The organism is Trichlorobacter thiogenes (assembly GCF_900167465.1).
Taxonomy (GTDB): Bacteria; Desulfobacterota; Desulfuromonadia; order Geobacterales; family Pseudopelobacteraceae; genus Trichlorobacter; species Trichlorobacter thiogenes.
The window spans coordinates 19,145-31,995 of record NZ_FUWR01000021.1; the positions used below are offsets into that span (position 1 = coordinate 19,145).

12 protein-coding genes are annotated in these 12,851 nt (G+C 54.0%); 3 read left to right on the forward strand and 9 right to left on the reverse strand.

Annotated elements, in window-relative coordinates:
- Position 1: 1 nt before the first annotated feature.
- Both macA and B5D39_RS14310 read right to left on the reverse strand, forming a co-directional pair.
- The gene (gene macA / locus B5D39_RS14305; protein ID WP_078791132.1) at positions 2-1,183 is read right to left on the reverse strand and encodes a macrolide transporter subunit MacA; all 1,182 of its coding nucleotides are present in this window, start codon (positions 1,181-1,183) and stop codon (positions 2-4) included.
- A gap of 40 nt (positions 1,184-1,223) precedes the next feature.
- Positions 1,224-1,520 carry a hypothetical protein gene (locus tag B5D39_RS14310; protein ID WP_078791133.1) on the reverse strand — a complete coding sequence of 99 codons (297 nt, stop codon included), beginning with the start codon at positions 1,518-1,520 and terminating at the stop codon, positions 1,224-1,226.
- 411 nt (positions 1,521-1,931) lie between these two features.
- On the opposite strand from B5D39_RS14310, the gene B5D39_RS14315 reads away from it, so the two are divergent.
- Positions 1,932-2,303 carry a hypothetical protein gene (locus tag B5D39_RS14315; protein ID WP_078791134.1) on the forward strand — a complete coding sequence of 124 codons (372 nt, stop codon included), beginning with the start codon at positions 1,932-1,934 and terminating at the stop codon, positions 2,301-2,303.
- Positions 2,304-2,331: 28 nt separating this feature from the next.
- The gene (locus tag B5D39_RS14320) at positions 2,332-3,090 is read left to right on the forward strand and encodes a substrate-binding domain-containing protein (RefSeq protein ID WP_078791135.1); all 759 of its coding nucleotides are present in this window, start codon (positions 2,332-2,334) and stop codon (positions 3,088-3,090) included.
- Positions 3,091-3,160: 70 nt separating this feature from the next.
- Here B5D39_RS14320 and B5D39_RS14325 read toward each other — a convergent pair whose 3' ends face one another.
- The 7 genes from B5D39_RS14325 to B5D39_RS14355 all read right to left on the reverse strand — a co-directional run bounded on the left by B5D39_RS14325 (position 3,161) and on the right by B5D39_RS14355 (position 12,291).
- Positions 3,161-5,128 carry a penicillin-binding protein 1A gene (locus B5D39_RS14325; protein ID WP_078791136.1) on the reverse strand — a complete coding sequence of 656 codons (1,968 nt, stop codon included), beginning with the start codon at positions 5,126-5,128 and terminating at the stop codon, positions 3,161-3,163.
- The gene (locus B5D39_RS14330) at positions 5,118-6,641 is read right to left on the reverse strand and encodes a glycogen synthase (protein ID WP_078791137.1); all 1,524 of its coding nucleotides are present in this window, start codon (positions 6,639-6,641) and stop codon (positions 5,118-5,120) included. Before B5D39_RS14330 ends, B5D39_RS14325 begins: the two co-directional genes overlap by 11 nt.
- The gene (locus B5D39_RS14335; protein ID WP_161947516.1) at positions 6,638-7,033 is read right to left on the reverse strand and encodes an Hpt domain-containing protein; all 396 of its coding nucleotides are present in this window, start codon (positions 7,031-7,033) and stop codon (positions 6,638-6,640) included. Before B5D39_RS14335 ends, B5D39_RS14330 begins: the two co-directional genes overlap by 4 nt.
- Before the next feature lie 216 nt (positions 7,034-7,249).
- Positions 7,250-9,346, reverse strand: coding sequence for a methyl-accepting chemotaxis protein (locus tag B5D39_RS14340; RefSeq protein ID WP_078791139.1), 2,097 nt, complete (start codon positions 9,344-9,346; stop codon positions 7,250-7,252).
- A 120-nt stretch (positions 9,347-9,466) separates the two neighbouring features.
- The gene (locus B5D39_RS14345; RefSeq protein ID WP_161947517.1) at positions 9,467-10,102 is read right to left on the reverse strand and encodes an HAD family hydrolase; all 636 of its coding nucleotides are present in this window, start codon (positions 10,100-10,102) and stop codon (positions 9,467-9,469) included.
- Entirely contained in the window at positions 10,099-11,235 is a 1,137-nt protein-coding gene (locus B5D39_RS14350) for a class I SAM-dependent methyltransferase (RefSeq protein WP_078791141.1), read from the reverse strand. Before B5D39_RS14350 ends, B5D39_RS14345 begins: the two co-directional genes overlap by 4 nt.
- A 57-nt stretch (positions 11,236-11,292) precedes the next feature.
- Positions 11,293-12,291, reverse strand: coding sequence for a helix-turn-helix transcriptional regulator (locus B5D39_RS14355; protein WP_078791142.1), 999 nt, complete (start codon positions 12,289-12,291; stop codon positions 11,293-11,295).
- Between the two features lie 68 nt (positions 12,292-12,359).
- Here B5D39_RS14355 and B5D39_RS14360 point away from each other — a divergent pair, with 68 nt between their 5' ends.
- On the forward strand, positions 12,360-12,848 hold the full coding sequence (locus B5D39_RS14360) for a YqaA family protein (RefSeq protein ID WP_139366786.1): 489 nt from the start codon (positions 12,360-12,362) through the stop codon (positions 12,846-12,848).
- Positions 12,849-12,851 lie beyond the last annotated feature (3 nt).

Sequence of the window (12,851 nt, forward strand, 5' to 3'; positions counted from 1 at the left end):
CCTATCGTCTTCCCGGAGGTGGCCTGTTGTTTGTGTCGGTCTTCGGCAGGTTGGAACTGTCACCGATGATGACCTTTTCGCCATCCCGTAACCCGTCTATGACCTGAATCTGCACACTATTGGAGATGCCGGTACGGATCGTTCGGACTTCTGTCTGCTCACCCGCCAACACCTTAACCTTCATCCTGCCGTCTTTCTGTTTTTCGCCAAGGGCTGACACCGGGATACAGAGCGCCTGTCTGGCCTGATTCAGCACAATGGCAACTTGCGCAGTCATCGATACTTTGAGTTTGTTATCAGGGTTTGGCACCTCGAAGAGTCCGTAGTAGTAAATCGCCGAACTGGAACTACTGGTGCTGCTGGTTGTGGTACTGGCTGAAACCGGACCTGGCTCGATGGCCCGCAATGTGCCGTGATAACGGGTATCGCTGTCTCCCAACAGGGTGAAGTACGTCGGTAACCCTGCTTTTACCCTCGTCACATCCGCCTCAGAAATCTTGGCCTTGACGGTCATGCTGTCCAGGGTGGCCAGGGTCAGGATCGTTGTGGCGCTTTGATTCGACACCACGGTCTGCCCCTCTTCGGTATCAATTGAGATAACCGTCCCGTCGATTGGCGCATGGATACGGGTATACCCAAGATTGGCCCTGGCCGTATCAACCGCAATGATTGCCTTCTTGATCTGGGCTTCAAGGGAGGAGATATCATGCCTGGTGCTTTCCAATTGGGCTTGCGCAGACTCAAGATCAGCCCAGGAACCGGCATCCTTGGCATGCATCTGGCTCTGGCGCCGATGGGCCAATTCATACTGATTCAGCACTGCCTGCTTTGATCGCTTCTGCGCTTGCAGGTTTTCCACCTGGGCCTCAGCATCTTTAAGGGTGTTTTGCGGCAGCACCGGATCGATCTCAGCCAGCAACTGCCCCTTTTTTACCTTGGCACCCAACGCAACGTGGAGTGCCTTTAACTGCCCATTTACCTGTGCGCCCACTGCCACTGTCTTGAATGCCTTCAGGATGCCGGTGGCAAGAACGCTATCTTCCAGATCCATACGGACAGCTGGAGCCGTTATGTAGGTGATCTTTGCCGGTGACAGGAACTTTCTGGCAAGCACCACCCCGGCCGATAGCAGTAAAATGATAATGATACCGATGATGAGCCGCCTCTTTGGGGGAACATTCATGACTTGTTTCCTTTGTTACGGAACGCCTTGATACCGCTCCCTAGCGTTCAGGCGGCGGTCCGTTGGCGTCTCGCGGTGGCGGTGGACCACATTCAGGAATAGCAGCCAATGAACCCTCAAAATTCCTGCAGGTTGCCTTGAAGCTGCCATGGGCGGTTGAAATGGTGACGCTTGCCCCTTCTGTTTTACCTTTGCAGGCATCAAAAGCCTCCTGGGGTGGCCTTCTGCGTTCTCCACGGGGCGGCCTGTTGGTGTCACTTTCTGCCCAGCAGAGCACAGGGATCATGGCGGTAAACAGGCAGAGGCTGGCAATTCGCTTTCTGTAGCTGATAGTCATAGGTGTCTCCTTTGTAAAATGCATAGTTATGCATCTCTTGATTAGGAGAAACTCTACTCTTTGTGAGGGGATATCTGGGTTAAAAGGCAGGTGGGATAGGTAAAGTTATGTAAAGCAGCATGGGATAGTGCGTCTGCTGGCAGCCTGTCTGGGAGTATGCATAGCTGTACTGCAGACGGTTTTCGATTCACCCGTGACGGCACTGCTCGTCTTACACGCAAATATCAGGCATAAAATCAACAACAGACATACCTGATCATATATATCCACTTAGAAAAACTGGTGTTTTTTAAATTCTACACTTGAAATTACGGGAAATAATGGTATCTAGTTACGTTCACCCTGACAAAACGTCAACCTCCTAAAAATTGTTTGCAAAGATTTAACACCGTACGAAAGGAGCTTTACCCTATGAAGAAACTAGTACTTGCTTTTGCTGTAAGCTGTTTTTTCACCTCTGCGGCGTATGCAGAGATACACACCATAGGCCGGGGAGAGCATTTACGTTTTGACCCGTCATCGTATCCAGCCGACATGAAAAGAAACAATGAAGTATTCAGGTTGCATTGCACCAAGTGCCATTCCGAACAACGGGTTGTCATGGCCTATCTAACTGGCACCCTTTCATATTCAAGACAACCGTTTGATATGGATTCTCTGCAGCGGGTGATTTTTTCCATGTATCGTAAAACATCGGGAAATGGAGCTCTTATGATACCTAGAGCGCACATGAAAAATATCAGCGCCTACATGAAACATCTGATGATGGAATCCTCACGCTAATACCTGCGAAAGGGGGGCGATACGCTCTATGATCAAGAAAAAATTTATCTTCTCGGTAGCACTGTTTTTTCTGACACTTGCTTCTGCACAGGCAGAAGAAATCAAAGTATCCGGTACGAACAGCTCTATTACCAAGCTGTTTTCACCTATTCAATCTGCCTACGAATCAACTACCGGCGACAAACTAACGTTAATCACAAAAAGCAACGCACCGGAAACCCTGATCTCACTGGAAAAGGGCGAGGTTGATATGGCCTCTATCAATGGACTGTCATTTAATGATCTGATTGCCAGAGCACATACCGCAGGAGTCACCATCAACCCGGCCACCCTGAAGCGCACCATCGTTGCTCAAACAAGCCTGCTGGTTCTCGTAAATAAAAGCAATAAGGTTGGTAATTTATCAAAACAACAACTTAAAGCAATTTTTACCGGTACCATTACTAACTGGCGCGATGTTGGTGGCCCGGATCTCGCCATAAACGTCTATTGGGGCAAGGAAACGCCTTATCTGAATGGGCCTTTTAGCGACTGGGTGCTGGATGGAGAGAAGGTTACAAGTCAGGCAAAATCTGCCGAAGACCATTTCAATCTAAGGGAGATTGTACTCAAGGACCCAGCGGCAATCGTTTTAAGTTCCAGTGGGCTGGTAACGCCTTCGACAAAAGTTCCTGCCATTCCAGCAATGCATCTGCCCATGGAAGTTGTGACCAAGGGCGAACCGTCTGCCAAGGTTAAAAAGGTACTGACATTTTATAAGGAAGAATTTGGCTTTATGGATGAATAGGCCGCACAGCCAGTGATGGTACACAGCCCCGGATATCCTGATGGATACCGGGGCTGTTTTCATTTGTAGGTTATGGTTTGGGGGCAGGTGCTGGAGGCGCAGCTGGTGTGGCTGCCGGAGCAGCGACAGGTTCACCGCCATGTATGGGGCAGTAGTCATCCGGTTCAGTTCCGGCAACAAAAAATTCTTCCCGCTTAACAGGGCAGGCTGCTGTTGCCAGCAACGTATTGGTCGGATCTATGGTAACTGATACAACAGAATCAGGCCGGACAAAATCAGTAGCCGGTTTGCCAGCCAGGGCCTGACGCATAAACCGCTCCCAGATCGGCGCAGCAACAGCCCCGCCGGTGAAGCCTTTGCCACCGGGACGGGGTTGATCATGGCCAACCCAGACGCCCGTTACCAGCTGCGGGGTGTAGCCGATAAACCAGGCATCGCGGTAGTCGTTGGTGGTGCCGGTCTTACCGGCTGCCGGGTATTTCTGGCTAAACTTCTTCAGCCCCCTGGCCGTACCGCTGGTCAAGACATCCTTGAGCATACTGGTGGTAATAAAGGCGGTGGCTGGCGAGATGGCCTGACTGCTGCTGGTTGTGTTTTCAAACCAGACCTTACGGTAGGTTTCATAGATCCGCAGGATTGAACGCGGTTCAGTACGCACCCCACCTGTTGCAAACGGCGCGTAGGCTAGTACCAGATCATGGAGGGTGACCTCTTCAGTACCCAGTGCCAGCGAGAGATTATTGCCATGCAGGGCCAGCCCGTTTTTAGCAGCCAGTTCAGTAAAGGCAGGGATACCGATGGTCTCCAGCAGCTTGACCGCAATTACGTTGTTTGAGCTTGCCAGGGCCTGCCGCAGGGTCAGGTTGCCATGGGCCTTGCCATCATAGTTGTGGGGGGTCCAGCTTTCACCAGCACCTTGCGGATAGCTGACTGCAGCATCATTCCAAAGGCTGGCTGCAGTCACCCCCTGCTCCAGGGCAGCCGCGTAGATCAGCGGTTTGATGGATGAGCCGGGCTGGCGTTTGGCCTGCAGAGCGCGGTTAAAACCACCCTTCACATAGCTGGTGCCACCAACTGCTGCCAGCAGGTTTCCGCTGACCGGATCAACCGCCACCAGCGCCCCCTGCAGCTGGGGTGACAGCTTGACCACACTGTCATGGAGGATCTGCTCTGCCTTGAGCTGCAAGCCCAGGTCCATGGCTGAGGTAACTTCAAGCCCACCCTGTTCAAAGACTGCCGGGCCGTACCGTTCAACCAGTTTTGCATGTACCAGTGCCAGGTACCAGGGGGCCTGGTTAGGAGGAACCGGCGCGACGGTATGGCTGGTCTGCTGGTGTAACTGGCTACTGGAGAGCACACCCACATCAACCATCCGCTGCAGCACAATGGAGCGGCGCTTGGCCACATCAACCGGTTTGCCCAGAGGATTGTAACGACCGGGGTTCTTGGGAATGCCTGCCAGGAAGGAACTCTCAATATCGGTCAGTTCTTCCGGTGCCTTATCAAAGTAGATCCGGGCCGCCTGGGCAATCCCCCAGGCACCATTGCCGTAGTAAATCTCATTCAGGTACATCTCCAGGATCTGTTTTTTGGTGTATTTCTTTTCAAGCTCTAGCGCCATCAAGCCTTCGTTGACCTTGCGATCAAGGCTCTTTTCACTGCTGAGATACTTGTTTTTGATCAGCTGTTGGGTGATGGTGGAGCCACCTTCAGCCAGTCGGCCTTTTGCCACGTTTTTAACAGCAGCCCGGGCGATACCACGCAGGTCAACGCCGCCATGTTCATAAAAACGGGCATCTTCAACCGCAACAATCGCTTTTTGTAGAAAGAGGGGAATTCGGTCAATGGTGACCCAGTAGCGTTTTTCAGGTAATAACCGCCCGACAAAACGACTCTGGTTGTCAAAAACCTTGATGGAGTGGTAGCCGGCTGGCAGGATCGGATAGGCAGCAATCGACTCGTAGGCCTGCGCAACCGAGGCAAATACAACAATCAGACAAACAGTACCAACGTACTGCCAAAGCGATCTAGGCTGCACCGCGTTTCCTCCGTAATGCCTCCCGGTACAGGGTGTCGTACTTCCGGGCTGACTCTTCCCAGGTAAACCGCTTCGCCATGCCGTTTTGACGCAGGGCAGCCAATCCCTGGGGGTTGTTGTAGTAGGTCCAGGTAGCCCAGCCGACCGTATCGTACAGGGCAGCAGCGGTCTGGGTCCAAAACTTGAAGCCATCACCGCTCAGGGCTGCTTCATCAAAGTTTTCAACGCTGTCATCCAGACCACCGGTGGCACGCACAACCGGCGGGGTGCCGTAGGCCAGCGAGTACATCTGGTTCAGGCCACAGGGTTCAAAGGCAGAGGGCATCAGGAAGAAGTCGGAACCGGCCTCCACCAGATGGGCCAATGCGTTGTCGTAGCCGATGTAGCAGCCGACCTTGTCAGGGTGACGATGGGCCATGCCGCCAAAGAAGAAGTGGGCCCAGGGTTCGCCGTTACCCACCACCACCACCTGCAGGTCCAGCTTGATCATGCTGTGGATCGCTTCAGCCAGCAGGTCAGTCCCTTTCTGCGGCACCATCCGTGAGACAATCCCGAACAGCGGCACATCAATCTCAGGCAGACCGAAACGACGCTGCAGGGCACGTTTGCAGGTCAACTTGCCGGACAGGTCATCTGCCGTGTAGTTGGCAGGCAGGTATTTGTCAGAGGCCGGGTTCCACTCGTTATAATCAACACCATTCAGAATGCCGTACAGATCAGCGGCCCGCTCCTGCAACACCCCTTCCAGTCCCCATCCGTAGAGCGTCGTCTGGATCTCACGGGCATAGCCCTGACTGACGGTGTTCAGCAGGGTGGCGTGGTAGATACCGCCTTTCAGCAGGTTGACCTGATCATCCTTTTCCAACCCTAAAAAGGTAAAATATTCCCAGTCGATATCCAGCACCTCCATCAGGCCTGGGTAGAAATCTCCCTGATGCTGCATGTTATGGATGGTGAGGATTGAGGCGGCATTACCCACCAGTGGGTCGTTGCGATAGCTGGTATTCAGGAAGACCGGCACCGCTGCAGTGTGCCAATCATGGGCGTGGAGGATATCCGGCTGCCAGCTGAGGAATTTGGGCAGTTCCAGGGCAGCGCGGGACAGGAAGACATAGCGGTTGTCATTGTCCATGAACCCGACGTTATCAACACCATAGATGCCGTCGCGGCCATAGAGTCCCTGATGTTCCAGAAAGTAGACCGGTACTTCGCTTTTGGGCAGGCGTCCTTCCCAGACCCCGCAGTACATCTCGCCGATGATCCCCATCGGCACCACCAGGGTGCCGGGCAACATCGTTAAACCATATCGCTCAGGATCGATGCTGTAATAACGGGGCAGCACCACCCGGACATCATGCCCCATGTTGTGCAGGTAGCGGGGCAGATCACCCACCACCTCACCCAGACCACCGGTCTTGGCATAGGGGGCGGCCTCCGAAGCGGCAAACAGAATCTTAAGTGGTTTTTCCTGACTCTTGCTGGGGGTTAGCTGCTCCTGCGGTTTCTTTTTCACGCCTTAAGCTCCTGCTTGATTGCTGCAATAACCCGCTGCAGCTGATGCTCCAGTTCAGGCAGAAGCGCTCGTGCCGCTTGCAGATCTCCGGCACGGGTTGCCTTTTCCATCTCTGCTGCCGTTGCCATGATAAACCGTCCGCCAACAGACCCGGATTCACCTTTTAAACCATGGGAAAGGCTGATGCCCTTATCAAGATCTCCTGCCTCCAGGCAAGAGCGCAACTGTTCAGCCTTCAGCGGTGCGCTTTCAAGATAGATCTGAAATACATCCCGCAACACATCGCTACAGCCCAGTAAAAGATAGTTTTTTTGGTGATATTCGCGGTCAAGAGGATCATCCAGCATAGCTGCCTGCGGATTGTTTTCCACCTCTGTACTGTTCATGGTCATAGAACCTTCCTCTCCTGCATGTCGTGGAGCAGCAGCATAACGACTGCCGATCTCACCCCTCTGCACCAAGTAGACAGGGCAAAGGTTTGTCATAATGACATACTGTAGAAGTTTAGTCCAATCAAACGAGAAATGAAGAAATTCAGGTGGATGAAGTGTAACAAGCAGGTTTGTCGTGGTGGCCAGCAATAGCCACCACGACAAGGAGAGCGTACTTTACTTCAGACTGCAGGGAGCCTTGTAGCCAAAACGGATGCCGCCCCAATGCTTACCGTTGATGAAGATCGGCACGGAAAGATCATTCAAGATCTCACCGGTGTCACGACGGTAGGTCTGCAGCAGAATCCCGTTCGTATTTTTCGCGCAGCGCATGCCGGTGTTGTCACCAAAGATCCGCTTGGTGCGGTTGTTGACTTTGTCCACTTCCGTATCGCCGGTCAGCGGCTTGCTGAAGCGCAGGTTATGGCATGGCACGTAGGCGTTGTTGTCAAAGCAGATGGCATAGGCTATCTGACTGTCACGATTAACAATGGATTCCTGCATTGGCGAAATGACCCGGTCAAAGAATCCGTCAAAACGGGTGGTGAATTTGGGGGGATCAGTTTTCTTGCCAAAGGGCTGGTAGTTACGATCAAACAGGTCAGCCTCGGATAAGGTGCCGTTTTTGATCGCATCGGCAATGGCTGTCTGTACACCATTGGACAGTTCAGCGGCATAGGCCTTGACCTGGTCATGGTAGTTACCCACCGAGAAACGGCCCACCGTGCCATAGATGCTTTCAACCGTATCAGCAAAACGACCGAAGGTCTCCATATTGGCCTTCATCATCTGGTTGGTGCCGTGGGCCGCATCAGAAACATGGTGGATTTTAGAAGATATTTCTGCTGTTACAGTCGTTTGTTCTGCAGCAGCAACGGCTATCGACTCACTCATGGTACGTGAGCTTGAGGCACAGTTCTTGATCTCTTCCAACTGACGGCGAGCCTCTTCAGCCTGCTGCAGCCCGGTTTGCACCAGGGTACTTTCCTTGCGGATACTGGCCGCTGCACGTCCGCTTTCCTGTTGTATCTTGGCAACCACCCGCTCAATATCCTTGGTGGATTTAGTAGTTTTTTCTGCCAGTGAGCGGACCTCATCGGCAACCACGGCAAAACCACGACCAGCCTCGCCTGCCCGGGCCGCCTCAATGGCTGCATTCAACGCCAGCAGGTTGGTTTGATCTGCAATATCCTCAATCAGGGAAAGCATGTCACCGATACTTGCTGAAGAACGTTCCAGCTCCGCAATACCGGCCAGAGTTGATTCAACACTTTCAGCAACGCTGTTCATACAGTGCCAGGTTTCCTGCACCACTGACAGACCGGCACTTGCGGCACTATCCACCGTTGATGAAAGCTCAACCGCCTGATGGGTGTTTTCAGATACATTCTGGATGGTACTACTCATCTCCTCTGCAGCAGTGGCAACCGTATCGGCATGCTCCATCTGATCCTGCACTTCTTTGGCAATCCGCTCGGTGGCATTGGATAGTTCACAGGTATGGCCGCCCAGCTGACAGGCCTGCTGGTACAGTGAAGCAATGATCTCACGTACGGTCTGGGTCAGGTGATTGACTTCACCGGCCAGATGCCCGATTTCATCATCTGAACGTATCGGCAACACCTTGGTCAGGTCTCCCTCACCCTTGGCAATATCTTCCACCTGTGCAGACAGCTCACGGATCGGTCGTACCACCAGACGTGAGATCAGCAGATAGAGTACCCCGATAATCAGGAAGAAGAAGAAGACCCCCACCCCGGTCAGCACCAGGGCCAATTTTTTGGCCTTGGCAACTCCCTCTTCAAGCGAGGTAACCAGCTGCAATCCCCCTAAAAATTTGGGGCCGGCAGCATGGCAGGCATTACAGCGAGCCTCATTGGCAAGTGGTGTGGCCAGTACCAGAACAGATTTACCATCAATAGTACTATTCTGTTCTTTCTGGCTCCCTGATTCAACCGCCTGCTTCAGCAGTTCGCTGTTCTCCTGGCCGTTATACTGCTTGCCATCGGGATGAAAGAGCTGGATTTTCAGGGCACCGCCCCGCTTGACCACCCCATCAACGTACTGATTAAAGGCCTGGAAATCGCCCTTCATCTTCAGCTCAATCAGGTCGTGCACAATACCGGTTGCTGCCTGGCGGGCTGCTGTTCGCTGTAGATCAAGCATGGAGGTGTAGGAGAGGTAGAGGCTTAAGACACCAAGACAGGCAAAGCCGATTGACAGAGTCACGGCGATGGCAATCAGCACCTTGGCAGTAAGGCGGACTTTAAACATTGGTAACACCTCCACGGTAAAAGGAAGTTCGCAGTGTTAACCGGGTGCGGAACTATACGCGGTTTTACCATAGGCCGCGAGATTGAAAAAATCAAGTAAAACGATAACGGCGTTTTAAATTTATACGGAAGGAACCAGAGAGCCCAGCTGCATCAGCTCATCAATAGTTTTGGTCAGCAGCACCGGGCACCCACGCTGTTCTGGCAGCCGCAGGTCAATGTCATAGCGGTCACCCACGAACAGTACCGCTTCAGGGGGCAGACCAAGCTCTCCCAACACCTGGTCAAGCACCTCCTGATCAGGCTTAGGCCGCCAGGTATCATTGATGGTGATCACCCGTTGAAAGCTTTCTTCAAGCCCAAGCGTGGCAAGGATTTTAGTGGTTAGAGTCCGATTGTTATTGGTCAGCAGCCAGCAGGTATACCGTTGCTCCAACGCGGAAATCAGCGGCAGAACGCGGGGATCAGGCTCAATGTAGTCGTGGGGGTCCAGCTCTTCTGCAAAGCGGCGGTGCAGCTCCGGTACGGTGCCACCAATGGTTTCTATCGCAACGGCAATGGTTTGGACGGTGCCCCGCTCATCAGTCAGGCGTTGACGCAACTCCTTCAGGCGTGTACCACCGGCTGCTGGTGGAACCCCCAACAGTTCACCGACATAGCGTGAAGCAGATTCCCAGATTATCTGTTCAAATGTCTCTGAAACATACAGGGTGCCGTCCAGGTCAAACACAATCGCCTTGATCAGGTCCCGGTTCACAGGCTGATACCACGCAGACAGCCCAATTTGGGTTCTGCCACCCCTTTGGACTGCACCAGCACCCGGAAGGTATCACCCATCCCCCCTTCAGGCATGATCAGACGCTTGATGATCAACCGCAGGCGCAGTTTATCTTTTTCCGGCAGGTCTGATGCCTCAATCTGTTCCAGCTCTTCAATCACCCCTGCACCAAGCAGAAAACGGGACTGTTCACCAAACCAGATCGGCTTGAGCCCCAGTTCTTCACCCCGTTCAATCAGGGCGCTGAAGTTAATATGGGTGGTGATATCCTGCTGGCCCAGTCGCTGATAGGGGTTGTCCTCTACCGTATGCTTGTAATAGCAGAGCAGGGTACCCAGATTACGCTGGGGCGAGTACAGCTCCGCCTTGGCCCAGCCATAGTCAACCGTCAGGATAAAGCCATGTTGGAGACATTCAGCCACGTTTTCAAACCAGGCCAGACCGGCCAGAGAGACCTCGGCCTCCTGCCCGGGGTGCAGCGGAATACCAAAGCGTTCAAGATACTCCGCCAGCGCCGGGGTGGATGGTGCATCAGCCAGATCCTGCAGCTGGTCGCCATCCAGCGTAACGTAGATCTCCTTCAAATCCTGTTCACCCATCAAAACCCGGTGTACCGGCATGGCATCCAGCAGCTCATTGGAGTAGAGCACACCGCTGAAGCGAAAGCCGGGCAGCTCTGCCGGTGAAAGCCAGGACAGCTTAGCAGCATGCTTGGCCAACAGGTTTGCCTGGGCCTCAGCCAGAGATGGCTCCTGTTCCACCAGCACCAGCTTTGTAGCGGCATAACAGTCCGGCTGCTGCTCTGCCAGAAAATCCATGATGTCGCAGGCAAGACGGCCATGGCCAGCCCCCACCTCAACCAGGGTAAAGTCTGTCGGGCAATCCATGGACCGCCACATGGCAGCAATTTCACGGGCAATGACCCGGCCAAAGGTGGCATGCACCGTGATACTGGTGTAGAAATCACCCTCGGTACCCACCTTGCGGCCCGGCGAGGTGTAGTAGCCCAGACCAGGTTCGTAGAGGCAGGCAGCCATGTAATCGGCAAAGGTCATCCGGCCGGTGGCGCGGATACGGTCAGCAATAATGGTATCTAAGGTCATATCGTTCATGGTCTCGAATTATGCAGGGGCACGGAATTTGGGTCAAGGATCAAGTTTCAGGCAGCCTTATTTCTTACGATAGATCTCTCGCAACCCCTTGATCTGCCGTTTCAGCTCTTTACGCAGTTCAGGCGGTTCCAGCAGTTCTGCATGGCGGCCGTAGGACAGCACCCAGGCCAGAATCTCCAGCGAACCCGCTGCCTCAAAGGAAAGCAGCACCGAACCATCAGGCTCGGTTACGACTGTCTGGTCCGGGCGCCAGACCCGATCACGCACCATATGGGCCACCTCGGCGTCAAAGCAGATCTTGAGCTGCATCGGTTGGTCTGTCACCAGACCAAAGGCATCGCTAAAATGCTGTTCAGGGTTAAACTCATCCGGCATTTCAAAACGCTGGCGAGTGACGGTTATGCCGGCAATCCGTTCCACGGCAAACAGCCGCACAGCACTGCGGTTATGGGCATGGGCCAGCAGGTACAGCCCCCCTTTAGCCAACACCAGCGTATAGGGATCAATCTCATACAACGCAGCCTCTTTGCCACTGCGGCTATAGGACAGTTTAACTCGATACTGATACAGCAACGCCCGACGCAGCTCGGACAGCAGTTCAGCTGATCCGGCATAGGTCCTGCCCCCCTGGAAACGGGGCAGCGACACCCGAGCGATCCGTTCCAGGTGGGCCACAGAACGGGGCGGTAATGAGGCATGGATCTTGGCAAAGATGGCATCAATCTCGGCCCCGAACGGCTCGGGCGGCAGCAGGCCGGCACAGGCCTTCAACAGGTGCAGCGACACCAGCTCATCCAGAGTAAAGGTGATCGGCGCCACCTGACGGGTGTTGGTCAGGAAGCGGTACACCTTGCGCCCATCCTGCCTCTTGGCGGTCAGGGGGTAACCGGCCTGCTGAATCGCCACCAGATCCCGGTGTACGGTGCGGCGATCAACTCCGGTTTCCTCTACCAGATCATCCAGCGTGATACCATTACGGGTCTCAATCAGGCGGATGACATTGTGCAAACGTGCTGCCTGGGTATAGTGACCGGTTGGCTTACCACGGGTTTTCATGCTACCCCCCTGTTGCTACTGCAATTTTTCGGCTATACTGTCCAATCTGATGACAAAAGGTACGTGATGTGGATCTGTTTGACAACGGCTTTCTGACATATCTGGTCCCACTGGTGGATTGGCTCAAGCAGCCCGGTTATCCGGCCCTGTTCCTGCTCAGTTTTCTGGCGTCAACCCTTCTGCCGCTGGGGTCGGAATGGTTGCTGGTGCTGATGCTGGTCAAGGGCTATGACCCTGCCACCAGCGTGCTGACCGCAACGGTCGGCAACAGCCTGGGAGCCTGCACCACCTGGCTGGCGGGACGTTACGGCGGAGACTGGTTGATGGGCCGCCTGTTCAGGATCAACGAACAGCAACGCCAGCAGGCCGAGGCATGGTATCAGCGCTATGGCATCCTTTCGCTGCTTTTTTCCTGGCTGCCGGTGGTGGGTGATCCGCTCTGCCTGGTGGGGGGACTGTTGAAGATCCGCTTTACCATCTTTCTCCTGCTGGTTGGGGTTGGTAAGTTGGCAAGGTATGCGGCGGTGGCCTGGTTGACGGCAAGGATGGCGGGATAATTG

What these genes read in the sequence shown, in the direction of transcription:
- B5D39_RS14335 (WP_161947516.1), bottom strand. Translation starts at nt 7,033, where the DNA reads ATGACCATGAACAGTACAGAGGTGGAAAACAATCCGCAGGCAGCTATG.
- B5D39_RS14315 (WP_078791134.1), top strand. Translation starts at nt 1,932, where the DNA reads ATGAAGAAACTAGTACTTGCTTTTGCTGTAAGCTGTTTTTTCACCTCT.
- B5D39_RS14320 (WP_078791135.1), top strand. Translation starts at nt 2,332, where the DNA reads ATGATCAAGAAAAAATTTATCTTCTCGGTAGCACTGTTTTTTCTGACA.
- B5D39_RS14355 (WP_078791142.1), bottom strand. Translation starts at nt 12,291, where the DNA reads ATGAAAACCCGTGGTAAGCCAACCGGTCACTATACCCAGGCAGCACGT.
- B5D39_RS14310 (WP_078791133.1), bottom strand. Translation starts at nt 1,520, where the DNA reads ATGACTATCAGCTACAGAAAGCGAATTGCCAGCCTCTGCCTGTTTACC.
- B5D39_RS14340 (WP_078791139.1), bottom strand. Translation starts at nt 9,346, where the DNA reads ATGTTTAAAGTCCGCCTTACTGCCAAGGTGCTGATTGCCATCGCCGTG.
- macA (WP_078791132.1), bottom strand. Translation starts at nt 1,183, where the DNA reads ATGAATGTTCCCCCAAAGAGGCGGCTCATCATCGGTATCATTATCATT.
- B5D39_RS14350 (WP_078791141.1), bottom strand. Translation starts at nt 11,235, where the DNA reads ATGAACGATATGACCTTAGATACCATTATTGCTGACCGTATCCGCGCC.